This is a genomic window from Bifidobacterium ramosum (assembly GCF_009299505.1).
Classification (GTDB): domain Bacteria; phylum Actinomycetota; class Actinomycetes; order Actinomycetales; family Bifidobacteriaceae; genus Bifidobacterium; species Bifidobacterium ramosum.
Genome location: NZ_WBSM01000011.1, coordinates 43,690 through 70,664, shown reverse-complemented (window position 1 = coordinate 70,664; position 26,975 = coordinate 43,690). Strand labels below are relative to the sequence as shown.

17 protein-coding genes, 2 tRNA genes and 1 pseudogene are annotated in these 26,975 nt (G+C 54.8%); 17 read left to right on the top strand and 3 right to left on the bottom strand.

Annotated features, from left to right (window positions below):
• Nucleotides 1-25: 25 nt before the first annotated feature.
• A complete protein-coding gene (locus DSM100688_RS11830; RefSeq protein ID WP_204316687.1) occupies nt 26-298 on the bottom strand; it encodes a hypothetical protein in 273 nt (90 codons plus the stop codon).
• Here DSM100688_RS11830 and DSM100688_RS09670 point away from each other — a divergent pair.
• Nucleotides 281-4,312: a helicase-related protein gene (locus tag DSM100688_RS09670; protein ID WP_163146862.1), complete on the top strand. Its 4,032-nt coding sequence runs from the start codon at nt 281-283 to the stop codon at nt 4,310-4,312. The genes DSM100688_RS11830 and DSM100688_RS09670 overlap by 18 nt on opposite strands.
• Nucleotides 4,305-5,009, top strand: coding sequence for a DUF4391 domain-containing protein (locus DSM100688_RS09665; protein WP_152358885.1), 705 nt, complete (start codon nt 4,305-4,307; stop codon nt 5,007-5,009). Before DSM100688_RS09670 ends, DSM100688_RS09665 begins: the two co-directional genes overlap by 8 nt.
• 400 nt (nt 5,010-5,409) lie before the next feature.
• On the opposite strand, the gene DSM100688_RS09660 is transcribed toward DSM100688_RS09665, so the two are convergent.
• Entirely contained in the window at nt 5,410-5,883 is a 474-nt protein-coding gene (locus tag DSM100688_RS09660) for a hypothetical protein (RefSeq protein ID WP_152358884.1), read from the bottom strand.
• Between the two features lie 168 nt (nt 5,884-6,051).
• Here DSM100688_RS09660 and DSM100688_RS09655 point away from each other — a divergent pair, with 168 nt between their 5' ends.
• From DSM100688_RS09655 to DSM100688_RS09625, 9 genes are all read left to right on the top strand, one after another.
• The gene (locus tag DSM100688_RS09655) at nt 6,052-7,224 is read left to right on the top strand and encodes a tetratricopeptide repeat protein (RefSeq protein ID WP_152358883.1); all 1,173 of its coding nucleotides are present in this window, start codon (nt 6,052-6,054) and stop codon (nt 7,222-7,224) included.
• Nucleotides 7,225-7,304: 80 nt separating this feature from the next.
• The gene (locus DSM100688_RS11825; RefSeq protein WP_170286289.1) at nt 7,305-7,475 is read left to right on the top strand and encodes a hypothetical protein; all 171 of its coding nucleotides are present in this window, start codon (nt 7,305-7,307) and stop codon (nt 7,473-7,475) included.
• Nucleotides 7,476-7,680: 205 nt separating this feature from the next.
• The gene (locus tag DSM100688_RS09650; RefSeq protein WP_152358882.1) at nt 7,681-9,567 is read left to right on the top strand and encodes a site-specific DNA-methyltransferase; all 1,887 of its coding nucleotides are present in this window, start codon (nt 7,681-7,683) and stop codon (nt 9,565-9,567) included.
• A gap of 182 nt (nt 9,568-9,749) precedes the next feature.
• Entirely contained in the window at nt 9,750-11,195 is a 1,446-nt protein-coding gene (locus tag DSM100688_RS09645) for a site-specific DNA-methyltransferase (RefSeq protein ID WP_239519365.1), read from the top strand.
• A 118-nt stretch (nt 11,196-11,313) separates the two neighbouring features.
• Nucleotides 11,314-11,646, top strand: a complete 333-nt coding sequence (locus DSM100688_RS12135; protein WP_239519366.1) for a hypothetical protein — start codon at nt 11,314-11,316, stop codon at nt 11,644-11,646.
• Between the two features lie 12 nt (nt 11,647-11,658).
• Complete coding sequence (locus DSM100688_RS09640) at nt 11,659-14,913, top strand: restriction endonuclease (RefSeq protein WP_152358881.1); 3,255 nt, start codon at nt 11,659-11,661, stop codon at nt 14,911-14,913.
• 345 nt (nt 14,914-15,258) lie between these two features.
• Nucleotides 15,259-16,581, top strand: a complete 1,323-nt coding sequence (locus DSM100688_RS09635) for an AAA family ATPase (protein ID WP_163146863.1) — start codon at nt 15,259-15,261, stop codon at nt 16,579-16,581.
• 6 nt (nt 16,582-16,587) lie between these two features.
• Complete coding sequence (locus tag DSM100688_RS09630; RefSeq protein ID WP_152358879.1) at nt 16,588-18,225, top strand: LlaJI family restriction endonuclease; 1,638 nt, start codon at nt 16,588-16,590, stop codon at nt 18,223-18,225.
• 149 nt (nt 18,226-18,374) lie between these two features.
• Nucleotides 18,375-20,684 carry a UvrD-helicase domain-containing protein gene (locus DSM100688_RS09625; RefSeq protein WP_152358878.1) on the top strand — a complete coding sequence of 770 codons (2,310 nt, stop codon included), beginning with the start codon at nt 18,375-18,377 and terminating at the stop codon, nt 20,682-20,684.
• 350 nt (nt 20,685-21,034) lie between these two features.
• Here DSM100688_RS09625 and DSM100688_RS11820 read toward each other — a convergent pair whose 3' ends face one another.
• Nucleotides 21,035-21,193, bottom strand: a complete 159-nt coding sequence (locus DSM100688_RS11820) for a hypothetical protein (RefSeq protein ID WP_163146864.1) — start codon at nt 21,191-21,193, stop codon at nt 21,035-21,037.
• Between the two features lie 260 nt (nt 21,194-21,453).
• On the opposite strand from DSM100688_RS11820, the gene DSM100688_RS09620 reads away from it, so the two are divergent.
• The 6 genes and pseudogenes from DSM100688_RS09620 to DSM100688_RS09600 all read left to right on the top strand — a co-directional run bounded on the left by DSM100688_RS09620 (nt 21,454) and on the right by DSM100688_RS09600 (nt 26,898).
• Nucleotides 21,454-22,599 (top strand): ATP-binding protein, encoded by a 1,146-nt coding sequence (locus tag DSM100688_RS09620; protein WP_152358877.1) that lies wholly within the window; start codon nt 21,454-21,456, stop codon nt 22,597-22,599.
• 188 nt (nt 22,600-22,787) lie between these two features.
• A complete protein-coding gene (locus DSM100688_RS09615) occupies nt 22,788-23,102 on the top strand; it encodes a hypothetical protein (RefSeq protein ID WP_152358876.1) in 315 nt (104 codons plus the stop codon).
• 246 nt (nt 23,103-23,348) lie between these two features.
• Nucleotides 23,349-24,777, top strand: a pseudogene (locus DSM100688_RS09610) (3'-5' exonuclease family protein); the annotation flags it as partial.
• A gap of 180 nt (nt 24,778-24,957) precedes the next feature.
• Nucleotides 24,958-25,674, top strand: a complete 717-nt coding sequence (locus tag DSM100688_RS12280; RefSeq protein ID WP_338070097.1) for an RQC domain-containing protein — start codon at nt 24,958-24,960, stop codon at nt 25,672-25,674.
• Between the two features lie 1,041 nt (nt 25,675-26,715).
• Nucleotides 26,716-26,788, top strand: a tRNA-Glu gene (locus DSM100688_RS09605).
• A 38-nt stretch (nt 26,789-26,826) separates the two neighbouring features.
• Nucleotides 26,827-26,898, top strand: a tRNA-Gln gene (locus tag DSM100688_RS09600).
• Nucleotides 26,899-26,975 lie beyond the last annotated feature (77 nt).

The following is a 26,975-nucleotide window of genomic DNA, read 5'->3' as shown; positions in this document are numbered from 1 at the left end:
GCGAGCCATGCTTGCCTTGGCTTCTTCACGCCACCCTGAATTCCCTCCCGCGAGTGAGGTCGATCCCGGCGAGGTTGTGGATCGTTGGAGTAACGAGGTTCTGATCCAATATGTCGATTCGATCAGCGACAGCGATACGGATGATTATGTCACGGTAAACGACAAAGACGGTGGGGGATTGCTTGGCCTGTTCAGTCTCTCGACCAAAGATGGCGAGCTGAGCCGAATACAGGTGCAGTTCCAGGATGGCGAGTATACAGCCCGTCGCAATTTCACGTTGATGCATGAGCTTGGACATTATCTGCAGCAAACAGATAATGATTTGTTCCAGCTGTTCAAGTCCATTTCGGACTCTGCCGAAAGCAAGCGCATGGAGGAGGACTCCTGCAACCGATTCGCCTCGTTCTCGCTGCTGCCTGAACCCTATGTGCATGACGCGTTGAAGGGGGATGCCGTCACCGCCGCCGCGGTCAACCAGGTCTTCGAGCAGGGGAGGCCGACCAGGTCGAAGCTGATGCGCGCGTCCCGCCCCGTGGTGGCCCGCCGCATGGCAGATTTCCTGCGCGCTCCCGGTACCGTGACGTTGCTCAAGGACGGCAAGCTCAACGTTCGTGCGTATTCCGACGGCCGAGCCGATTATGAAGGCGATCTGACCGCAACCGAACGCGAGGTGTTGGATCTCGCGGGGTCTGATTTGGAACCGGGCCGTCCCTGTTTCTACCAGCTCGCAGCGGATGACGGGACTCCGTTGCGCGCCAGCGTCGTCACGTCGAAGGGCTGGTCGAAATACCACTTCATCGTGATCGAGCAGGAGACCGCGGCTCAGCCGGCTCAAGCGGCCCATCCGGTCCAGTCGGACTCGTCGCTATCTGAGAAAGAGACGACAGCATCCCAAGAAACGGAGCTTATGCCCCGTGAAACGAGCCCGTTGCTCGGAACCGTATCGGACACACTCAACAAGCACCGCTCGGAAACTCCGAAGAAAGACGAAGGAACGCAGCGCATGGACGCTTCATATGGCATGATCGACAATCGCACATCGCTGGTGAAGGATGATCTGGTGCGCACGATCCGTTCCGGCGACCGTGTATCGGTGGCGGCGTCGCTGTTCTCGATGTACGCGTACCGCGAGTTGCGCGATCAGCTGGAGTCGTTGGATTCGTTCCGCTTCCTGTTCACGTCGAAGGCGTTCACGAAGGATCGCACGTCCAAGGAACGCCGCGAGTTCTACATCCCGCGAATGGGGCGTGAGCAGAGCCTGTACGGCACGAATCTGGAGATCCGTCTGCGTAACGAGATGACGCAGAAGGCCGTCGCCTTGGAGTGCGTGGATTGGATTCGCCGCAAGGGCGCCCGGTTCATGTCGTTCGACGGCGAGGGTGGCTTCCCGCAGTTCCTTGCCGTCGAACGCGGAGACGACGGCGCGACCGGCTATATGCCGTTCACCGAGTTCTCGACCACGCAACTGGGTGTGACCAAGCATGCGTCGGCGCCGTCGTATGCGTCGTTCGTCATGAAGCAGGATGCGACGCAGACACGCGGCTTGCTGACCATGTTCGATCAGGTGTGGCACAGCAATCAGGTGCATGACGTCACCGAGGCGGTGATCGACGGCATCGAGCGCATGTACCGCGAGAATCCGCCCGAACTGGTGTATTACAAGGCCCTGTACCGCATCTTCAGCGAGTTCTTGGAGAACGTGGACGAGGACACGCTCGCCAAGGACGGCACCGGATTCAAGGACAGCAAGATCTGGCATATGCTGTACGACTTCCAGAAAGACGCGGCACTGTCGATCATCAACAAACTGGAGACGTATAACGGCTGCATTCTGGCCGATTCGGTCGGTCTGGGCAAGACGGTCACCGCGCTGGCGGTCATCAAGTACTTCGAGTCGCGTAACCGCAACGTGCTGGTCCTGTGCCCGAAGAAGCTCAAAGACAACTGGGTCACGTACCGGTCGAATGCGACGAACAATCCGATCATCGAGGACCGTCTGCGTTACGACGTGCTGTATCACACCGATCTGAGCCGTACCAGCGGCAACACGATCATGAACATTCCGGTCGACCGCATCAACTGGGGCGGTTACGATCTGGTCGTCATCGACGAATCGCACAACTTCCGCAACGGCAACGATTCCGCCGTGAAGGCCGACAACAACGAGAACCGGTATCGCAAACTGCTGGACAAGGTCATTCATTCCGGTGTACGCACGAAGGTGCTGATGCTGTCCGCGACTCCGGTGAACAACCGGTTCCGCGATCTCGAGAACCAGCTTGCGTTGGCGTATGAGGGCAACGACGACGATTGGACTGCGAAACTCGGTCTGACCACGGATATCGACAACGTGTTCCGCAACGCGCAGAAGGCGTATTCGGCGTGGTCGAAGCTCGATCCTGAGGAGCGTACCACCGCGAACCTCATGGATCGTCTCGACTTCGATTTCTTCAAGGTGTTGGACCAGGTGACGGTGGCCCGCAGCCGCAAGCATATCCAGCGCTATTACGATATGAACGCCATCGGCAGGTTCCCGCAACGTCTGAAGCCGGTCAGCGTGCGCCCGAAACTGTCGACCGATGCGGACGCGGTTGCCTACGATCGGATTTACGACGAACTGGACAAGCTGTCGCTGGCCTTGTACATGCCGTCCGAGTTCGTGCTTGATTCACGCAGGGCAAAGTATTTCGATGGCGAGGACGGGAGCCTGACGACGAAGGGCCGTGAAACCGGTGTGCGCAAGCTCATGGCCACGAACCTGCTGAAACGCTTCGAAAGCAGTGTGAGCTCGTTCCGGCTGACGTTGGAGCGCGTGCTCGAATACATGAAGAACACTGTGTCGGTGATCGACCGGTACGAGAAGTATCGCAGTGAGCATCGCGACCTGAGCATGTTCAAGGACATCGACGCCGGCCAGTTCGATGACGGGTTCGACTTGGATCAGGACGACGACGAGCAGATGGAGTTCACCACGCAGGGCAAGAACCGGTTCGCCCTGTCGGACATGAACTGGAAGGACTGGCGCCGCTATATCCAGTCCGACATCACCGTGATCAATGGCCTGCTGTCGCTGATTCGCGGAATCGATGCGGAGCATGACGCCAAACTCCAGCAGCTGTACCGGACGATCCGTGAGAAGGTCGAGCATCCGATCAATCCGGGCAATCGCAAGCTGCTGGTGTTCACCGCGTTTGCGGACACCGCCGACTATTTGTACGAGCATGTCAGCGCCTATGCGAAGACGCTCGGCATGGAGACGGCGGAGGTGACCGGTTCTCGTCCGGGCCGTTGCACGCTGAAGAAGGTCGGCGGCGATATGGGAGACATCCTTGCCTGCTTCTCGCCGATCTCCAAGGAGCGCGACAAGACCGCGCCCGGTCTGACGGATCAGAACATCGATATTCTGATCGCCACCGACTGCATTTCCGAAGGTCAGAACCTGCAGGATTGCGACGAGATGGTCAACTACGACATCCACTGGAACCCGGTGCGCATCGTGCAGCGGTTCGGTCGTGTAGATCGTATCGGCTCGAAGAACGAACGTATCCAATTGGTCAACTACTGGCCCGATGTGGATCTCGACAAGTATTTGAAGCTCAAGGACCGCGTCGAGGCGCGCATGCGGCTGACCGTGCTCACGTCGACCGGAGACGATGACTATATCAACGAGAGCGAGACCGGTGATCTTGCCTACCGGGCGCGTCAGCTCAAGCAGATGCAGACCGAGGTTCCCGATCTGGAGGATGTGGAAGGCGGCATCAGCATCACCGATCTTGGTTTGAACGAGTTCCGTATGGATCTGGTCGAATACCACCGCCAGAACCCCGACATCGAACGCACTCCGGACGGTATTGACGCGGTGGTCGAGGGCGACGAGCCGGGCATCATGTTCGTACTGAAGAACGTGAACGAAGGTGTCAACACGAGCGGTAAAAACCAGCTGCACCCGTACTATCTGGTGCATGTGGGCAGCGATGGCACGATTCGGCACGGGCATCTGGAACCGAAGGCATGCCTTGATCTCATGCGCATGTTGTGCAAGGGCAAGAACGAGCCGGACGACCGGCTGTGCAAGGCATACAACCGGTCCACGAAGAACGGCAAGGACATGAGCCGCGCCTCCCAGCTGTTGCAGGACGCGGTCGCCGGCATCGTGCAGACGGATTCGCAGTCCGCGGCAGATGGGTTCCTGTCCACCGGCATGGCCGACTTCCTTGCGCCGACGGTTCAGGGCATCGATGACTTCGAACTTATCTGTTTCCTGGTGATCCTGCCCAAGCAGGCCAAGCGAGGGGAGACCGGTGATGAGTGACGTCGAATACTGCGGCCCGATCTCCGCGCTTGATATGGGATTGCCCAGCACCACGGCGGTCCCGGCCGGCCGCGGACACTTGACCAAGGAGGGCTTCTATCGGGGCATGGATGCGTCCGCGGCATTGCGCCGCCGATTTGTGGACGACGTGGAATCGTTCACCATGCTCGCCCAGATCAACGAGCGTTCCACCGGCATCCCGTCAAGCGAAACAGTGTCCACGATCTTCGTGCTCGGCATCGAAACCAAAACCGAAAAGCCGCCGGTGCAGGTCATGGAACACATTGCCCGCTTTTATGGAGAGCAGACCGGCTACAAGACCCGCATCCTGTTCCTGTGCACGTGCGCCGGCGAATGTACGCTTGCCGTGTTCCGTAACGCCAACGTCAATCAGGGTCTGGCGGAAGGCCATATCTACACGGTTGAGAACGTGAACTTCACGCAGGAGTCGATTCAGCTCGACGAGCATGATCTTGGCCGCGCGTGGGATGCCATCTGCTCGCAGGTCATTCTCAACGACGCGAATCCGAATCAGGTCGATCATCGTATCGCCGTCGACGCCAAGAAGAAAGCGCTCCGTGCGGAGATCGCCAAGCTGGAGTCCGCCCACGCCAAAACCCGCCAGATTGCCAAGCGCAACGACCTCTGGAACAAACTCCGCCTAGCCCGCTTCCAGCTCAAAGAGTTGAACGGTTGATAGACGATACGTCATTGTTAATGAGATGAGTAGTCGATGGTAAGAATAAAGACTGTTGGGTGTGGTTCTCTTTCAGATGAAGTCTGATAGGAATCACAATACTGGTAGTTAATTCTGGCCATACTGGAGACTTCATAGTGAACTGTCCGGGAGAACCCAGGTTGCTTTGGTCTGCCGGCTTTTCCTCTCAGAAAGCATGTGGGGGCAATGGGATCAGGCAGCCCGGGAGTAGATGAGACGTGATCCCAGAACTGTTGAGCTTGTTTTGTTCCAACACGTGACTCGAGTTGGCTCCATGCGTCGGCATACCGGTGATGCACTACGATTCTGTAAGTGGGTTGTTGATCTGGATGTCCGCCAGGCCTTCTCGTGGGCTCATACGGAGCGTAGGCACTATCTATCACTGGACGTTGTCCTGTTCCATAAAGGGCTTGGCGTCGTCGAAGTCATCAGGGTCAACACCGTTATGCAATAGGATGCGTTTGCGAAGCGGGTCTTCAAGCTGCCCGGCAGTTACCTTCCATTCCTTGATCATCTGTTCGAGTTGTGAGTAATCTTCATCCGCTGAGCATGCAATGAGCTGATCGGAAAGGTCTTCGCAGAACGACTCTAGATCTTCATTGTCAAAGACTCGCAGCCAAGCGAGTTCGCCAAGTTCTGCGATAGAGGGGCGTCTGCCAGAAGCGATGATGCGGCGCAACCGTTCGAGGTGCAATGACCACTGATTGTATTGCTCGAGATTTTGCAGTCTGTTTTCAGGGAGCATCACCAAGCCTTGGCCTTGCGGATCGCGAATGACGGCTTTTCCGTCACGAGCGGCTTGAAGGACCTCGGTCCTTTTGGCTGCGAGATCCGACGCTTGGAAAATCGTCATAGTTTTCCTTTGCTGGGGTATATGCGTTTTTGGCATGGCACGACCATGGCCAATTGGGCTTATTGTTACTGATATGATAACATCAAAAGCACTCTAATGTCAATATGATGCATATGATCGTGTGTAAATTATACGCATAATCGTGTGCAGAAAAATAAGGAGATTTAAGTGTCAGTGCTGTCAAACGATTACGATGTTTGCGCGGCGTTTCGGGCGCTTGGCAGCGCACTGAACAAGCCTTTGATTGGTGATTCAGGGGAGGTGTCCCTCAGGGGCAACACCATTAATAGAATGTTGGGCATTCTGGGACGGTATGGGTTGACCGACGGGGTGCTCAGATACGGGTTCGCGGACCATGTTGCATCGCCATTGTTATTTCGGGCGATGAATCTCATTCCGAATGACCTATATCCAGAATCGTTGCTGAGCCGTTGGAAACGGATTCTGGTCAAGGGTGATTTGCCTGATTCACTCCTGATGCTTTCAGATCGTTATATGATGCTGGCAAAATGGATGGCTAGTGCCGATTTGCGAAATATTATCGATCTTGAACCGCCGTCGGACGAGGAATGGGACAAGCTGCGCTTAACCCCAGACGAGGATGCAGTTGTATCTGAGCAGTATCAGTGGCTGTACGACAGATATCTGTTCACGGAGTTGAACGCCTGGTCGACCACATCCTTGCATTACGAGTACAGGTATGTAGTGGATAAGGAGATTGGTGATTTTCCTGAACGGGCTGTCGAAGAACTTCCTGTGACCAGATCGGAGCTCGTCGAGATCATTGCGAATAGGGCGGTTTACTCGTCAAAGGAATCTGTATTAGAATATCGCCTGTATTCACAGGTGTATGAATCAGCCCTCGCACACCTTAAGAAGGGTGATTGTGAGCAGGCCGCAACTTTATTTGATTTCTTCCTTAGGCAATATCCGGGCAACATGACAGCGCTAAATGCGAAGGGGTTCTGCTTGATTCCTGTGGATACTGACAAAGCGGAAAAACTGATTCGGCAGGCAGTCTGTGGAGGATTGCCTACGAGAGGTTTAGGAATATACAACATTTGTTATTGCCGGTTGTTGCGAGGCGATGTGATGCAGGCATTGCAAGAGGCTGATAAGTATTGGTGCGAATTTCGTGAATCTGAACGCGGATCGACACCCGCAATTATATGGCAGGTGGGTAGGGGTGGCAAGGCTGAGCTTGTTAGCACCGAATCGACGGATGCGAGCATCGCAAAATTGTGCGCAGCTGCGGCCGATTCCATTGGAGATGATGTGAGGCGAACTCGATGGCAGCATCGTGCTGAAGTGCTGGATGCAGCTACGGCTCCAGCGTTGTAGACTCTTTCAATTTGCTGTGATTGGTGTGAAATGACGGAAGAGTGTCTTTAGACGCTGTAGCTGCTGCTATTCGCCGTATCATGGGTAATGAAGTCTTTGGCTTGGATGTGTCGCTCCCAATCGGTGTGAGTGATGACGGTAAAATCATAGGGTGGGACAAGCGCATTGTACTTGGCGAGATTGGTGAGAACGATCAGATCGTGGAGGTGCGAGGCAATGAACGCAATGAGAGCGACAATGTTGCCGCTTAAACTCCACGATCTGTCGTTTGGGAATGTTTTTGCTGTGTCGGGTGATGACAGGTTGTCCGGTAGTGGTTCTGTGCAGGGGACGCCGAAGCTGACCTTGCATGTGAACAAGGCTTTTGATAACTGAAGGTTGCGATGAAGGAGCAGAAACATATGCCCCCCCCTAAGGGCTGTTGACTCGGTTACACCTGATCTGACGCGGGAGAATGTGGAGAAGATTCTTGCCATGTTTCCGAACGTCGGTACTGAGGTGCGGGACCCGGAAACCGGTGAGATCAGGCGTGTGGTGGACTTCGACGCGTTGCGCGAGCAGCTCGGCGATGTGGCCGAGGGGATGCGTGAACGCTACCAGTTCACGTGGCCGGGTAAGCGTGCGGCCAAGGAGGAGGCGCGTCGGTCGATCGCCAAGACTTTGCGCCCGGTGAAGGAGCGCAGCAAGAACTGGGACGAGACACACAACCTCTATATCGAGGGCGACAACCTTGACGCGTTGAAGATTTTGCGCGAGACCTATGCGGGCAAGATCAAGATGATTTACATCGATCCGCCGTACAACACCGGACATGATTTTGTGTACCACGATGACTTCTCTGTCAACAAGGATGATTTCGCGTCAAAAGATGGAGAGCACGGGGAATTCGGCGAACAATTGGTGGCTAATCTAGAAGCCAACGGTCGTTTTCATTCCGACTGGTGTAGCATGATCTATCCGCGGTTGCGGGTCGCGTATGATTTGCTTGCTGACGATGGCGCCATCTTTATCAGCATCGACGACAATGAGAATCGCAATCTACGCAATATCTGTGATGAGATTTTCGGCGCGCAGAATTTTGTCGACACGATTATCTGGCAAAAGCGCTATAGCCCGCAGAATGCCGTGCAATGGTTCTCTGAAAGCCATGATTTCATCCTCGTGTACGCAAAGAACAAAGAAGCATGGCGGCCGAATCTGCTCGAGCGCAGTGCGGAAATGAATGCTCGGTATACGAATCGCGACAATGATCCAAGAGGGCCTTGGAAAGCGGGTGATTCATATGCTCAGGCAGGACACGGAACGAAAAGTCAGTTCTATGTTTTAACTGCCCCAAATGGAAAGCAACATCATTTACCGAGTGGAATGTGTTGGCGCTATACGCAGGATGCTATGGGGAGACTAATTGCCGATAACCGCGTCTGGTTCGGAGAAGATGGGAACAATGTTCCCGCCATCAAACGTTTTCTGTCCGAAGTCAAGCAAGGCGTTGCGTGCCAGACAATCTGGCCGTATGAAGAAGTCGGCCACAGTCAGGAAGGCAAGAAGGAACTGAAGGCACTGTTCCCGGAAGGCGTGCCTTTTGATACTCCGAAACCGACGCGACTTATGCGACGCATTCTGGATGTTGCTTCCGACCCAGATTCTGTCGTACTGGACTTCTTCTCCGGCTCGGCAAGTCTCGCAGATGCGGTGATGCAGAAGAATGCGACTGATGATGGACATAGGAAGTACATTCTTGTGCAGATACCCTCTGGCGTGGAACTGACCGGTAGCGTACAGACTACATTCGGCGACCTCTGTGAGATTGGTGAGGAGCGTATTCGGCGGGCTGGCGAGAAGATCAAGGCTGAGGTTGAGGGGGCGAATGGACAGCTTGAGTTGGGCGCGGAGCCGAAGCGGGTGCCGGATATCGGGTTCCGCGTGCTGCGTGTGGATTCATCGAACTATGAGGATGTTCGCCGTACTCCGGAGGAGATGACTCAGGGCTCGTTGGATGATCTGATCGATGTGGCGAAGTCGGATCGTGAGAGCTTGGATAAGCTGTTCGAGTGCTTCCCGACGTTCCAGTTGCCGTATGATTCCTCGATCGAAGTGCTGGACGCTCCAGCATTTGCCGGTCACACGGTGTACAGCGTGAACGGCGGTCAGTTGGTCGCGTGTTTCGATGCGGAGATTCCGGAGTCGGTGTTGCATGGCATGGCCGCGCTCAATCCGAAGCCGTCGTATGCGGTCGCGGCCGAGTCCGGTTTGAAGAGCAGCAAGACGGTGACGAACTTCGCGGAGATCTTCAAGCAGACGGCGAACGCCCAGCAAGGTTCAACGCAGATTCGCATTATCTAAAACCGGCTCGGCGGTGTCACTCCTGATAGGGGATGAGCGGCGACGGTAAGATTTTGGATTGAGACAACGTGCATTGTCCGGTAATACAGAGTGCAGGGGATGCCGAGGCTGACGCTGCATGTGAGCCATCAAGTGAGGGCTTGCCGGCGTGGGCCGGTAAGCCAGCCGACAAGGAGGAAGCAATGCCAGAGCGCATTGAGGCAGTGACGCCTGATCTGACGCAGGAGAACGTGGAGAAGATTCTTGCCCTGTTCCCGAACGTGGGAACCGAAGTGCAAGACAAGGAAACCGGCGAGATCAAGTGTGCGATCGATTTCGACGCGTTGCGCGACCAGCTCGGTGACGTGGCCGAAGGCATGCGCGAACGCTACCAGTTCACGTGGCCCGGCAAGCGCGCCGCCAAGGAAGAGGCGCGCCGCCCGATCGCCAAGACCCTGCGTCCGGTCAAGGAGCGTAGCAAGAACTGGGATGACACCCAGAACCTCTACATCGAAGGTGACAACCTCGATGCGTTGAAGATTCTGCGTGAAACCTACGCCGGTAAGATCAAGATGATCTACATCGATCCTCCGTACAACACCGGACATGATTTTGTGTACCATGATCATTTTGCTCAGAAGGATAATGACTACAAACCCAATAACGGCGAGCATACGGAAGAAGGTCAGCTTGTAGCCAATCCTGAGTCCAACGGTCGGTTTCATTCCGACTGGTGCAGCATGATGTATCCGAGGCTGTTGCTTGCCCGTGACCTGTTAAGTTCTGATGGTGCGATTTTTGTCAGTCTTGATGATAATGAAATAACTAATGCAACAAAAATCATGGATGAAATATATGGTGAAAAGAATCGCGTTGCGATTATTTGTCATAAATCTCGTGCATCCATTTCTAATGATAAGGTTATTTCACCAAACCATAATCTTATTTTGTTTTATGTTAAGAATGTTGATCTTGTTGAAAAAACAAAATCTAAAATTGGGCTAGATCCGGATTTAACCGGCTTTGATAATGACGATCAAGATAATCGCGGACCGTATAAGCTAGTTCCTGTAGATGGTCCTGGCGGAGCTAGGAAAGGTAATCCTTACTACTCATTCCTCGGAGTTGAAGGATATTGGCGTTTTTCCAAGCAAACAATGCAGGAAAAATATCAGAACGGATTAATTGTTAAACGAGGAGACAGTCTCGCTCAGAAGTATTACCTTGCTCAGGCGAAGGAATCTCGTAAAACGGCTACGACATGGTGGGATGATGCTGGCTTAACTTCGACGGCTACTGCCAATTTGAAAACATTAATGGGAGGGAAAACTTTTGATGCGCCTAAACCAGTCTCTCTGATTTACCGCATGCTTCAACTGATTTCTTATCTTGATAAAGATTCAATTATTCTTGATTTCTTCTCTGGCTCTGCCACGACGGCTCACGCTGTCATGCAGTTGAATGCTGAGGATGGCGGCCATCGTAAGTTCATTATGGTGCAGTTGCCTGAAGTGTGTGATGAGAAGTCGGAGGCGGCGAAGGCCGGTTATCACACGATCTGCGAGATCGGAGAAGAACGTATCCGTCGCGCCGGAGAAAAGATCAAGGCTGAAGTGGAGAATCAGCAATTGGCATTGGGGGGGGGGTGATCTGAAGCAGGTGCCGGATATCGGCTTCCGTGTATTGCGTGTGGACTCCTCGAACTATCAGGATGCTCGTCGCACTCCGGAGGAAACGGTTCAGGGATCGCTTGACGATCTGATCGATGTGGCCAAATCTGATCGCGAAAGCCTCGACAAACTGTTCGAATGCTTCCCGACGTTCCAGCTGCCGTATGATTCCTCGATCGAAGTGCTGGACGGTCCCGCGTTCGCCGGCCATACCGTGTACAGCGTGAACGGCGGGCAGTTGGTCGCGTGCTTCGACACGGGAATCCCCGAATCCGTGCTGCGTGGCATGGCCGCGCTCGACCCGAAGCCGTCATACGCGGTCGCGGCTGAGTCCGGTCTGAAGAACAGCAAGACGGTCACGAACTTCGCGGAGATCTTCAAGCAGACCGCGAACGCCCAGCAAGGCTCTACGCAGATTCGCATCATCTGAGGTGGATGAATCATGAAATTCGAGTTCTCACGCTACCAATACCAGACCGACGCGGCGAACGCCGTCTGCGATGTGTTCTCCGGCCAGCCGCCGCAGGAACGGGTCAGCTACATCCGTGACGTCGGTCAGTGGCAGTCGCCAAGCCTGGCACCGGAACCGAAACAGGGCGATCTTGGCATCGATCCTGCCGCGACCGAACAGGGCACGCTATCCGACGCGCTTTACGACGAACTGGACGACACCGGTTACCGCAACGGTGACCTGGTCCTATCCTCCAACCAGCTGCTCGACAATATCCACAAGGTGCAGCGCAACAACGGTCTTCCCGACTCCAAGAAACTGTTCGTCGGCAACGGTGCGGTCGAATTGGATGTGGAGATGGAGACCGGCACCGGCAAGACGTTCGTGTACACGAAAACCATTTTCGAGCTGAACCGCCGGTACGGCTGGTCGAAATTTATCATCGTGGTGCCGTCCATCGCGATCCGCGAGGGCGTGGCCAAGTCGCTGTCGCTGACCGACGACTACTTCTATACGTCCGGTGCGGACGATGGCAAAGGCTACGGCAAGCACATCAATTGGTTCGTCTACAATTCCTCGAACCTGACCGAACTCGACCGGTTCGCGCAATCGGCCGACATCTCGGTCATGGTCATCAACATGCAGGCGTTCAACACATCCATGAAGGAGAACGGCCGCAGCAAGGAATCGCGCATCATCTTCTCCCCGCGCGACGACTTCGGTTCGCGCCGGCCGATCGACGTGATCGCCGCCATGCGTCCGATCATCATCATGGATGAACCGCAGAAAATGGGCGGCAAGGCCACACAGCAGGGCATCGGACTGTTCAAACCGCTGTTCGTGCTCAACTATTCGGCCACGCACAAAGTCAAGCATGATCTCGTGTACTCGCTCGATGCGCTGGACGCGTACAACCAGCGTCTCGTCAAGCGCATCGAGGTCAAGGGCATCGAACTGAACAACATGCGCGGCACCGACGGCTACCTGTATCTGCAAGACATCATCGTGCGGCCGAACCGCGCGCCACAGGCCCGCATCGAGTTCAAGCAGATGCGCCCCACCACCGGCAAGGTCGTCAAAACGACCTCCACGTTCGACGTGAACGACGACCTGTATCTGGCATCCAACGAACTGGAAGCGTACCGCGACGATTGGCGTATCGCGCCGGACGGCATCGTACCCGATCAGTTGAGCGCGACCGGCGTCGGCTATGTGCGGTTCCTCAACGGCACCGTCCTGAACCGCGGCGAGATCCTCAACGACGGTGCGGAAGCGGACATGCGCCGCATCCAGATCCGCGAAACCATCAAAAGCCACCTCGACAAGGAAGCGATGCTCTTCGAGCGCGGCATCAAATGCCTGAGCCTGTTCTTCATTGACGAAGTCGCCAAATACAAGTGGTACGACGACAACAACGAGGAACAGCCCGGCGAATACGCGCGCATGTTCGAGGAGGAATACGACTCGTGCGTGCACGAATACCTGAACCGGTTCTCGCTGGATGCGGACGGCGAACGGTATCGTGACTGGCTGCGGCACACGGTCGCACACCGCGCGCACAACGGCTACTTCAGCATCGACAAGCATGGTCACAGCATCGATTCCACGCTCAAGCGCGGTTCGGACGAAAGCGACGACATCAGCGCCTACGATCTGATCCTCAAGAACAAGGAGCGGCTGCTCAGCTTCGACGAGCCAACCAGGTTCATCTTCAGCCATTCCGCATTGCGCGAGGGTTGGGACAACCCGAACGTGTTCCAGATCTGCACGCTCAAGCACTCCGATTCCGAAACCGGCAAACGCCAAGAGGTCGGCCGTGGTCTGCGCCTGTGCGTGAACAAGGACGGCGTGCGCCAGGACATGAACCTGCTGGGGGATGCCAAGGTGCAGACGGTCAACCTGCTGACCGTGATCGCGTCCGAAAGCTATGCGACGTTCACTGCCTCGCTGCAGAAGGACATCCAAAGCGAGCTGCGCGAGCGCCCGCTCAAGATCGACAATGCGTTCTTCACGCACGTCACCGTGCCGGCCGGCAAGCTCGGCCCCGACCATGAGGGCGAGGAGCCGGTCACGTTCACCGCGGAGGAAGCGCGGAAGATCTGCCACGTGCTTATCAAGCACGATCTGATCGACATGGACGACAAACTGACCGATACGTATCGTGAACAGCGGCTTGACGAATCCACGACAAAGGATCTTGAGCAGGTCGTGCCGACCAGCAAGATAGGCGCGATCCGGTATTCGCTCGATAGCGTGCTTGAAGGCGTGACCGCGATGCTCATCGGCAATGCGCTCAAGAAGAAGATCCTCTCCAACCCGCTCAACGAGAACTGGCAGCGCAAGGAATTCCAGGCCCTGTGGAAGCGCATCAACCACAAATACGCGTACACGGTCGATTTTAAGGATGAGGAGCTGATTGCGAAGGCCGTGAAGGCCATCAACGACGAGCTCGTCGTCTCGAAGATGACCTATACGCTTACGCGCGGTCTGCAGAAGAGCGAGGCGAACCGCAACGAGCTTGCCGCGGGTGATCATTTCATGCGCCAGCACGTCAGCGGCAATCAGGAACTGAACGTGGACGCGTCCGGTGGGGTCACCTACGATCTGCTCGGAGAAGTGGCCCGTGGCGCGACCATCACGCGCCGGTGCGCTGCCGCGATTCTGAAGGGCATTCGCGGCGACAAGTTCCGCATGTTCAAGGACAATCCCGAACAGTTCATCGCCAAGGTCTCCAAACTGATCGTGCAGGAGAAGGCCACCATGATCGTGGACCACATCTGCTACGACCGGATCGCCGGCGAGTACGATGCCAGCATCTTCACCGCGGGTGGCAACGCGCGCGAGGAAGCCGTGGCATACCGCGCCAGCAAATGCGTGCAGGACTACGTGTTCCCGGACGGCACCGCGCCCGAAAGCGTGGAACGCCGGTTCGCCAAGGATCTCGACGCCGCGGACGAAGTCGCCGTCTACGCGAAGCTGCCTCGAGGGTTCCAGATCCCCACGCCGGTCGGCAACTACGCGCCCGACTGGGCGGTCGCCTTCCGCGAAGGCAGCGGCATCAAACACCTCTTCTTCATCGCGGAAACCAAGGGCAGCATGGACAAATTCGAGCTACGCGACATAGAAAGCGGCAAGATCGCCTGCGCCGAAAAGCTTTTCAATGATTTCCAACTTGCCGGCGACGTTCGTTACGAACAAGCTGTTACCTATCAGACGCTACTTGATAAGATTCATGCGCTGCAGTGATTCGAGTGCATGGTCACCATACCGGCGGCTATGCGCTCGATATTATGTCAGGCTTTGCATACTGGGAATATTCTGTTATAGAAACTCACTCCAGAGGGGACAATCATAATGGACAATGAAGCGTCGGCAAGCGAAGAATCAGAAAGGAAAGAGGCATTTAGAGCATGGTTTGTCCGATCCTCTAACGGGTCACAACTTACCGCTAACAACTATACGACTCGACTATCCAACTATGATCCTGCCAATTTCTGTTTTGCTGGGACAAAGAGAAGTTTTTCAGATGTACCGATTCTATCGGTACATACTTCCCTATTCTCAATCTCTGATGCTAATGTCATCCAAACAATGCGAAATGAAATCAAATCATCCAGTAATTATCTGATCAAGGGATCAGACGGATGGCGCGATGATCACAGTAACTTGTTTTCGGCTTTGAAGGCATATGCAGAGTTTCTAGACAGAAATTCCCAGACGGGTGTCAGTATGCTCAACGGAGAAGGGGATTCTCCTCGTAACGTCATCTACTTCGGTGCACCCGGTACTGGCAAAAGCTACCGATTGAATCAAGTGCTGCAAGAAAATTTCACTGGCAGGTACGAACGGGTAACTTTTTATGCGGATTACCTGCATTCGCAATTCGTGGGCTCATATAAACCGGTTACTGTTTCCAGGAAAGACGCAAATGGAACCATCCTTCGCCAGGTAGAATACCAATTCCGTCCAGGTCCGTTCACCCGTGTACTGATCCATGCACTCAACGACCCGAGCAACCCACATGCACTGGTCATCGAGGAATTGAATCGCTCCGAAGCAGCCTCCGTGTTTGGTGATGTCTTCCAGCTGCTTGATCGCAATGATGGTGGACAGAGCGAATATGCGATCACCATAAGCGAGGACCTCCGTGAATATCTTCGCCAAACCGCGCTGAATGATCCTCACTCAGCAGAAAACGCAGAAGCCAAGGATTTCAATCCTAACCTCCTGACCGATAAAGGACGTGTAGTCCTTCAATCACTGACAGGGATAGGCGACTGCTCTCGAATCGTTATTCCATCAAACATGTATATTCTCGCTACGATGAATTCCGCCGATCAAGGCGTATTCTCTTTGGATACAGCATTCAAACGCCGCTGGGACTTTGAATACGTGGGCATCAATGATGGAGTGAATGCGGTAGATCGGAAGACTGGAGAACCGGTTATCAAAGATCGTGACTGGGGGGCAAGATATCGCAAAACCATTAATGATAATTTGCTTAAAACCGGCATTCCTGAAGACAAGCAGATGGGGCCATTCTTTCTCGGGAATAACGGCATTGCCTTCGGTAGCCAAGCATTCGACAAAGCCATGAAGAATAAGGTCATCATGTACCTATTTGAAGATGCTGCAAAGTACCATCTCACCGAAATATTCGACATCAGCTCGATTAAGCAGGCGATCGGTCCGGACACTTTTACCGAGGAAGGGAAGGATCTTTCGCTGCAGAAACTTTTCGACGCTTGGGATACTATCAATTACGGTATTTTTCAAGGATTGGAACGAGTCGATAAACCCCACGATGACAAAAAAGGAATCAACACTGATCTGGGTACCGATCAGCCGGAGGAGCCCGCATCAACCTCCAAAAAGGTATCGGGCAATCAGGATGCACAAGATACTGGGGAATAGACCGTAATGACTAGTCGATTCTTTATCGAAGGAGCACTCTACACCTCTCGGCAGATTCGTGAAGCCTGGATCGTGGGCAGTTTTCCGCATTATGCGTCATCCACCGACGATGTGTCCAACACTCGTATCGATGATGACGTCGCCTCCATCACCAACCTGCTTGCCAGCATGAAAATAGGTAAAAAAAGGTTGCTGAAAAATGTAGACGGCGGATATCAATTCAATTATGTGGGAGTAATTGCAGCAAACGGGTTCCTGTTCCCGATTTTGCCGAAATATTACACGTATCTTCCTAGAGAGGATACTATTCCCACAGAGCTAGCTTCGGCGTCTCTCTCCGACATACTTGCGGCCATACGTAGGTATTTCGTCTCTCATCCGACTCAGCAGGATGAGCTTACTTTCAGTCCGGTAGCCACTCAACAATCACTCATACAAAACCAGCTTGGTCTTTATCGATTCCTACTGGATGATTATGCGCAAAACGGACCGTACACGAATTCACGGAGAGTACAAGAACTCAACGGCGAAGGCGAAATCGAGTGGCCACGTACTATCGATCAAACCACTCCCATAATGAACAACGGCTCACCGGCATACATGGAGCTGATTACTTCACGTCGTACTCGTGAATCGTCCAATTTCATAGCACGCGTGCAGCTGGCGATACTTACCGAAATCAGCACTTTCATCGAGAGTACCGGCCTGAACGGGATTCTGCACATGCCGCTGGTCAAGAACTCAGGTGAAAGCCTGGAAGCTATCGGCGAAGTTTCTATATTAGAACTCCGTTTGCGACGAGAGCTTAACATCCAGTTCGAGACGCGAAAGAAACTCCTACTACACAACATGCTCAATTACCTCGAGGATTACAGTCCTGCAAACAGAACCAGTATCCTGGCCGAAGGCACGGGATCATTCGATCGTGTATGGGAGGATATCTGTAAGCAAATCTTCCATCATGATGATCGAATCACTTTGCCAAAACCCAATTGGGAATTCTTTCTGAAGTTGGAGTGGAACTCCGATTCAAATGCTGTAAATACTGTCAACGATATGGATGCCGACGAGACAAAGGCCTCGACGCAAAATACCATAGACACGGCGGCTGCAGAGACACATTCCCTGATACCGGACGTAATAAACACCGACCAACAAGAGGATCAGACTTCCATCTACATTCTGGACGCCAAATACTATATTCCCAAATACAAGCTTGATGCCACGAACAGCAAGGTAGGCCAAATAACTGGGCAACCCGGCATAGGCGATCTCATCAAGCAATTCTTTTACATGATGGCTCTCCGCCAAGAATTACCGCTCAGGGAAAACAAGAAAATAAACGGTCCCATCACCATTCTAGGTAACGCGCTCATACTGCCCTCCCAACGTACACTAGATAGCGGGAAAAACACAGACGAACGGCCCCTTCTGATTCAACGAGGGCGAGTGTCATTGAAGTTCATGACAGACATGGGTAAAAGCATGCCCCGGTACATCCTCTTATTCGAATTGGATGCGGAACAAGCAATACGGATGTATCTGAATAGCCTTCCCGACACATCCGAAACCTTGGAATATCTACATCAGATGTTTAATCACGCATCATCCAGCAGCATTGTTCCGAATTCCATCAAACGTTGACAGGCCGCAAAGGCGCTCCCACGTGAAGCGTGTCGTTAACTTCACCGTCAGGCGATGAAAACGAGTAGACTTGGCTGTGGTTTCGGTGATGGAACAGGGTAACGACAATCTGAAACCTCGACAGTCACAGCCGATTTGGAGGATGTCTCATGCCACAAGCAGATGAAAATCCAGTGACGATCGTGCTTTTCCTTGATGTGATCGCCGAACTGAATAAATCCCAGAAACGCACGCAGAAGGCGTTTTATGAGTTTGTCCGTAAACTCCGGACAGATCCCAGTCTGCTGGGTCTGCACGTCGAGTTGCCGACCGGAATGAAGGACAAGGGGATGCGTTCTGTGCGCATCACACGAAGCTGCCGTGCAGTGATCTTTCGTAAAGACCGGACCAACATCTATACGATCCTGCATCTTGACGAAGGCCACGACGATGCCTATGACTGGATAAGTCGGCATCAGGTCACCACCGACATGCTCACCAACACTGTTCGACTGGAAGATGCTCCCAGCTCTGCCCAGCTTGCACAACTGCTAGCTGACGGAGCAAGCGTTGGTGCGCATACTGATTTGCTCGCACCGTTCAGCGATGATGATTTGATCGAGTTTGGTGTTCCCGCCAACGGAGTATCTGTATTGCGCAGGGCACCTTCCAAACCCGTAGCCAAGATAATGACCCATCTGTTGCCTGAACAGGCCCAAATGTACGTCGATTTTGCCCTTGACGGCTACAAGAAGGAAGAGATCGCTGGTCTTCTTGCTGATGATCGCAAGCAGAGTCCTTCATATGGTTTCACACAGACTGAATCCTCGCAGCAATTCATCGACGCTGCGGGCGATAATCAAGCCGAACGAGACGCACGCACGATGCTCACATCGAACGGCACCCAGCAGCAGTTCGTGGTCCTCACCGATGATGAAGACCTCGAACGATTGATGAACGCGCCATTGGCCCAGTGGCGCGTGTTCCTACATCCGACACAGCGTTCCGTTGTCGATGGCAACTACTCCGGGCCTGCTCGGGTTACTGGAGGTGCAGGTACCGGTAAAACCGTGGTAGCCATGCACCGTGCCCGTCGCTTGGCTCAAAGCCTCCTTCAACAAGGTAGTGATCGTAAGGTGCTGTTGACCACGTTCACTGCCAATCTGGCCAACGACATTCTCAGCAATATGAAGCTGTTGTGCTCCGAGAAGGAGCTGGCTCATATCGGAGTCATCAATCTCGATAAGTGGCTGTATCCGTTCGTGTACCGCAACACAAAATTCCGTGTACAGTACAACACCGATGATTTATGGGAGGAAGCCAAGTCTGCCTCTTCAGACGAGTCAGTGTCGAAACTGCCTGTTGATTTCTTCATTCGAGAATGGGAGCAGGTGATTCTTGCGAACAATGTCACCTGTCTGGATGAATATCTTGCGGTTCCCCGTCGCGGGCGTGGCGAACGTTTGGTTAAAGCGCAGCGTGAAGCGGTATGGGAGGTTGCGGAACGCTATCTGCAACTGATGGACGAGCATAAGGAATATGATCAACCTTATGCAATGCATGTTGCGGCCAAACTGCTTGACGGGCCGCAGGCCACCCAAAAATTCGCGTTCGTTGTAGTCGATGAAGGGCAGGATTTTGGTGCGTCCGCGTACCGTCTGTTGCGTAGTATGGTCGACCGTCACGCCAACGATATCTTCATCGCTGGCGACAACCATCAGCAATTGTATGGCAACCGAGTATCACTTAAACAGTGTGGCATCCCGATTGCCGGGCGCAGCTTCCGTCTCAAAGTCAACTATCGTACGACAAACGAGATCAAAACAGTTGCCGAAACTGTTTGCCGAGTCAGTGGTGCGAATACTGTGGATGGCATAATGCAGGCAGTGAAAGATGCCAAAAATAACGGCAGACAAGTCAGTGATTTCTCTCGAAAGAAGCCTGATGAGCTGGATTATTCACTTACTGGCGTGTTCGATGATTCAGCTCAGGAAGAGTCCTTTGGCGATGGTGTTTCATTGACGCATGGTGAATGGCCTGAAGCTCTGCGTTGCAAGAGCTGGAACGCCCAATTTCGCTGCGTGACCGATTGGATCGATAAACGACTGTCTCAGGATTCCATGGCTAAGCCGGAGGGTATTTGCGTGATCGTGCGCGACAACCAGCATGTAGACGACTGGGTGGATGCGCTGAACAGCAAGTCCACATACAAGGCGTTGAAGCTGGATAATAAAACGAAGGAGGTAACAAGCAAGTCAGGCATTCGCGTGGCGACCATGCATCGTGCCAAGGGTCTGGAGTTCGACTATGTGGTCGTGCCGGATGTGGACCAGTGCCCGCCGCCGAGCCAAGTGCGCAAATGCGTAGGGGATTCGGTCAAGCTGAACCAGCTCTATCGTCAGGAACGCAACCTTCTGTATGTGGCCATGACCCGACCGCGTAAGGAGTTGCTCGTCACCGCCGTGGTGGCGAATGGCTGATGAGCTTTTTTGAGGAAGTCGGAGAGAAAGGGGTCGACTACGACCTTCGTAAGGACATCGGAATCTGCGACTTCCTCAAATACGTCGACTATCTGAAAACGGCACGCCCCCACAGTCGCCGTCATCAGCTCCATCCCTTGCGGCGGAACCCAACGGATCGGTGGGGCGTTCAGCCGAAGGGTGCCGGCCGGTGGATTCGCGGTCTACTCCTCGTACACGTGCACCGGGTCCAGTTCGAGTACGGGTTCGCCGTCGGCCTTGAGGTGGGCGATCTCGACTTCCTGCCAGGCTCGTTCCCATGCGTTGAATTCGTCGGCGTAGCCCGGGTGGGGCTCGACGTGGCGGGTGATTCAGCGCATCATCTGTGCGCGGGTGATCGGCTTGGGCGGGTGGGAATCCTCCTCCAGCCCTTTCGGGATCGGCACGGTGTACGGGTGTTCCGCTGCCTCGCGGTCCGAATCCTCGGTCGACTGGTAGATGACTTTGCTTTCGCCCATGTTGATGGCCATGATGGCTTCCTTTCCTTGTCGACGTTGCCGCCGCGGTTGTTGGTTGTGTTTCGCGCGACCGGCCGTTCCGATCGCCTCTACCCATCTCAACCGGACAACATGGGGGCACGGTTCGGTGGTTGCGTCCGACACGCCTGCGATGAAGCCATTCCGTCGGCATGTCTCACGCAGTGATGGCAGATGTTTATGAATTTTTATGATTTTTGTAGAACCGGACCCATGTTGTAGAATATTTATGAATTTTTATGAAAGTAGGCGGTATGGCAGCGAACCCGTTCAAACCCAGCGCAGGGCACCTTCCTCCGGTGCTCATCGGCAGGGAGACCATTCTCGATGACTTCAACGAGGCCCTCGAGGACGGGCCCGGCGCCCCTGGCCGACTCATGCGGGTCACCGGTCCGCGAGGTGTGGGCAAGACTGTCATGCTCGCCAAGTTTGCCGCTACCGTCAAAGCGCTCGATTGGCAGGTTATTTCCGAGACGTCCAGGAAGGGAATAGTGTCCCGGCTGATCGGCCGGCTTCAGCCGCCCAAGGGCAGTTTCAAGTTCAATATCGACCCCAGCGTGAGCGTCATGGGCATAGGCGGCAGCCTTGGCGGCGTCAGCTATGAGAACAGTCGTCGTGTCATCGATCTCAGCGACGCCCTATCCATGCGTATGGACGGGCTGGAACGTAAGGGGGCCGGTCTGCTCGTCACCGTGGACGAAGCGCAGTCGATCGATCGTGACGAGTTGACGGAAATTGCCACGGCAGTGCAGAACATGACCATCGCGAACCGCAACATGGCATTCGTGTTCGCAGGACTGCCGTCTATGGCTTCAAAGTGGCTGAACAATGAGGCGACCACGTTCATCCGTCGCGCGCAGTACGAGCCCCTGGGCGAAGTTCCGTTGGATGAGGTGTCTGACGCGCTCCATGCCACGTTCCGTGATACCGGGTTGACTCTGGATGGTGAATCGTTGGATCTGGCGACGAAAGCCACGGCCGGGTATCCGTTCATGATCCAGTTGGTCGGCTATCACGTCTGGCGCAACGCCAACCGGCGGCGGGGAGACGCGGGGGAGAGGATCTCCGTGAATGAAACCGATGTGCGTGAGGGTATCGCAAGCGCGTTGGTGCGTCTGGGTGACACGGTGCACGGGCCGGAACTGGATGGCTTGTCGCCTGTCGATAAGACGTATTTGCTCGCTATGGCGCAGGACGACGGTCCTTCCTCTACGTCAGCCGTCGCGCAACGCATGGGCAAGGATGTTCGCTACGCCAGCCGGTATCGTGCGCGGCTGCTGGAGGCTCAAGTCATCGTGGAGCGCGGATACGGCAGGGTCGATTTCGCCGTGCCGTACTTACGCGAATACCTACGCGAGCACGCTGCATACGTGAGAATGACCTCGTCTGAGACGGACTGAACGTCCTATCGCGTTCTGATTGTCGTTGCCTATCAAGCCTTGCCGTCAAGGTTCGGTCGTTATGCTCGACACACCTGGAACGACGCCGTTTTGTCGGTGTGTCGGTGAATTGTCCGGTGGATTGGGATGCAGGCGGTGAAGGATTCGGAAGGGCCGGGTCTCATTCCCGTCGGCAAGGAGAAGAAACCATGACCGAGCAGCGGAACACTGCCGATCAGCCGGTGAAGCGCAAGGTGGGTGCGGACGGTACGACCGTGGTGGTCAATACCGTGGTGAAGAAGAGCAACGGCGTGGGCACGGCGGGGTTCGTGCTGGCGCTGCTGGGATTGCTGGTGTCGTGGGCGCCGGTCGTCGGCTGGGTGGTGTGGTTCCTGGGTGCGGTGTTCAGCGTCGTCGGCCTGTTCCGTTCGCCGCGCGGTCTGGCGATCGCGGGTACGGTGTTGTCGTTCATCGACGTAATCGTCATCCTGTCGCTCGCCGGCCTGGTCGGCATACTGCTCTGACGGGCTCGAACCGGGCAAGCGTTGACTGGAGTGCGGACGATGCAGCCCCTCATCGTCTGTCCTCCGGTGATGATTTCGATGTGCTCAATCCTTCGTCGGGCTTAAACGACCGCCTTTCGCCATGCTTCTCTGAGGGAGAGCTGTCGGTGAAACGAACTGAAGGGACGCTCCTTACACTAAGCCCGAATACTAACGACAGCTTGTATATACTGATAGCAATTCGTGGCCGAAAGGACAGGATCAATGATGGTTCGGTGTCAGGAGAACGTGGTTCCTATTCCCAGTTTGAATCGCTCATGGCTTGACGAGGCGCTGGATGACATTGATCAATGGATGGAGATCGTGTCATCTGATGCGCAGGGACGTCGTATCGACTGGGATGTGGTACGTATGTTCGATCTTGTAGGAGGTATTGGCGCGGGAGAGGAATCGGATTTGAGGCCCGGCGCTAATTCAGATCTGCATCTTCTACTTGCGCGGGATTATGCGATTCGTAACATGGTCGAGTCGATTCTGGCACAGTGTCATACCGCGTTCATGACGGACTTTGACCGAATCGTGAGCTCGTACCGTCTGCCGCGAGCGTTGGCATATGCGAATCGTCGTCTCAATGACGAGATTCAGCTGCTTGTCGATCGCGGTACTGCGGAAGGGTATTGGACGGTCTCCCACGAAAGGCGTGGCCGTGACACTGTGATCGTGCTTCATCCCACATCGTATTGTCCGTTTTCGGTCGACGACATTCAGGACGACACTGCGGTCATGCAGAAAGCGCGCGCCGCATACCGCGCGCAGCGGAACGCCACACACTGTATAAACGACACATGCCGCGCAACGGCATCCCCTCATGATACGGGTTCCCTCGCAGTGCCGTTGATCTCGGATGGGGATCATCGCTTCGATCATGTGACGGACCCGCGCCGATATGAGCAATCGGACTGGCGCGACGAATACCTTCCCGGACGTGATGTGGACAAGGTCATGGGCATAGACATCGAGACCACCGGCATCGATCCGGCGCGTGCGTACATCATTGACGTCGGCTTCGAATACATGAATATGCATTCCCCCCCGCCCAACGGGCGTGCGGAACGGCTACCGGTATGAACGGAAATACTACGACGAGGGTGACGCATACGAGCAGGCCCGTTTGCAATTCGGTGTGCCTGAACGCAATGCGCGACATGGCAATCCGCTCGTTCTCGGGCTTACCGGCATTGATGTGCGACAGATAGGGCCAAATTCAGGGTTCAGGCTATTCGACGAGTATTTTGAAGCGCAGCGTACGTTACTGGTTCGGCTGGGTGGGCAGCCGTATGTTGCGCACAACGCTACATTCGAGCATGGTTTCTTCATGCTTAACATAGACGGCTACGCGGAGCGTTACCGCGACGGCGGCATCGCCATCATCGACACCATGTCCATGAGCAGGCGTTGGGATCCTGGTTCTGTACAGGATGACGCGCACCCGTGTGGCGGCAACGCACTCGACTCCTATGCCAAGCGACAAGGCGCGTTGGCGATAGACAAAGACGAATGTCATCGAGGTCTCGAAGATGCGCACATCATGCTTGCCGCCATGAAGAATCATCTGATTGAGCTGCAGGCAACAGGCCGAGGGCCATGGGGCGCGCTTGGAAAATCCGGCATCGGCGGCAAACGTTGCCACTACAAACCCGTCAGTGACGCTTACGAACAGTCTGAATATGGGCATGGTGATCTTGCCTCTGTCCAACGAGTCGGCGTATCGGAGGCGGCCGACCGTCATTTGTCTTCGGAGGCGGCGGTTGTTCCCTTGGTCAGCACTGACGAACTATTGCCTTTAGTTGCGAGATTCGTTCTGAATGTCAAAAATATGACCGGATCGTATTATGGGCGCACAAAACTTGCCAAGGCGCTTGCGGGTGAGGTATCTGGTAAGGCGGCGGAGATGTTAAGTGTCGTTGATGGCTACGGGTGTCTGTCCACACGCTGTACTCAAGACGAAATTGTGGCCATGATTCTGGATCTCGAGGACAGAGGCGTGCTGCGAACGGGCAAAGATTATCTGACTAAACCCGGCCCCCAGATTCAGGAGCTGCTGCCTGATGTCGTTGCCTCTGATCCAACACGCAGAAAGCGCAATAAGAAAGCGGCATGGCCTACACTGCCAACAGTGCCGGCTTCGGTTTCGGAGATCGAGATCATGCGGGCAATCATCGAATTCGTCAATGAGGAAATTCGTGCTATCGGGCACGGTTTTGGATGTGGTAAAACTATAAACGCACTGAGAGGAAGAGAATCTATCGTTTTCGAAGAAGCCGGGCTGACGGTTCTCGAAGGTCACGGCAAGCTCAAAGATCTCAGTTATCGTCAAATCCGCCGCTTTGTTCAGACTCTCATCCAGGCAGGAGCATTGCGGCTTGGCCAATACGGTACCATCTCTCCGCCGGAAGGCGCCGAGATGGCCGTCATGCCAGACGATCTTGACTGGGTCGTAGACAGAGACGAGTTCAATCGGATCATGGATAGGCGGAATAAAGAACGCGTCATTGTCGGAGACGATCCGAAGGCGCTAGACGATCAACCATAATTCGGTGCATTTATATGGTTTACTCCTCGTAGATGTGCACGGGACCCGGTTCGGGTATGGGTGTTCCTCAGTGGCCCTGTCGGAGTCCTCGACCGAAACATATTCGACCTTGACCATGCCCATGTCTCGTGCCGTTGCTGTTTCCTTTCCTTACTGTGTCTAGTCTCAGCGGATGGTTGACGTATGTCTTGGGACGTGGTTGACGGGTCGGCGCTTGTTGACTGGTGTATGGATTACAGTCACAACAGCAGTCAGCACGATCCTCCGCCGGCGGCGACGGGACGGCGCACAGCGAGTGCCTGCGCAACAAGGTGCTCGTCAACACGATCTTCGCGGGTATGCCGGTGGCGGAGGCGGCGCGCCGTCACCGGCATACCCGTCAGCGGGCGCACGAGCTGAAGCATCGGTACGAGCGTGAGGGCGTTGCGTCTCCCGTGAACTCGGCCATCCGCCGGATCCTGAAGGCCGCGGGGCTGGTCCGCCCGGAGCCGAGAAAACGGCCGAAATCCTCGTATGCACGGTTCGAGGCCGCGCTGCCGAGCGAGACGTGGCAGTCGGCTTCACTCACTGGTCGCTCGCTGACGGCATGGACGCGCCCACCGTCTCCTGTCGGCCGAACCGGGCTCGTTCGAACGGCTGCTCGCTCTTCGGCGGGTGCTCCGCATTGAGGGCAGAACATAATGTATTCCCTCTTCTTTGATGGATTTCCTCACGTTTTATGCATAGAAGGCAACGGGTGCGACCCGCTTGAGAAGGGGTGGAAAGTGGGATGGGGTGATGGAAGGAGAATTTTTTCTTTCGGCGTGTCGCTTCGGTGCCCGCGCCACTTTCCAACGGACATCCAGCCGATTTTGCCCCCGAAATCGGCTAGATGTACGTTGGAAAAGTGGAGAAAAAGGTGAGGCCGGCGGAATGCGGTACCGTTCCAGCGGCCCACAAAACCGTTGGAAAATAAGGCGACACGCCGTAAGTTGCGCACGGGCTCATACTCGCGTATATTAATCACTCGTTGCGCAGTTCACTGCACAACGGAAAACTGAAGCCCCCATCGTCTAGCGGTCTAGGACTACGCCCTCTCACGGCGCCAACACCGGTTCAAATCCGGTTGGGGGTACGACGAACAGCTCTTCGGAGTTGCTACGCCAGCCAAATTGGGATGTGGTGTAATTGGCAACACAGCTGATTCTGGTTCAGCCATTCTTGGTTCGAGTCCAGGCATCCCAGCGAATGAACCCTCGCAGTAGCGAGGGTTTTTTGTTTCTCACGGCAAACCTGCGGCAGACCTGTAACCGCCTCGCGGC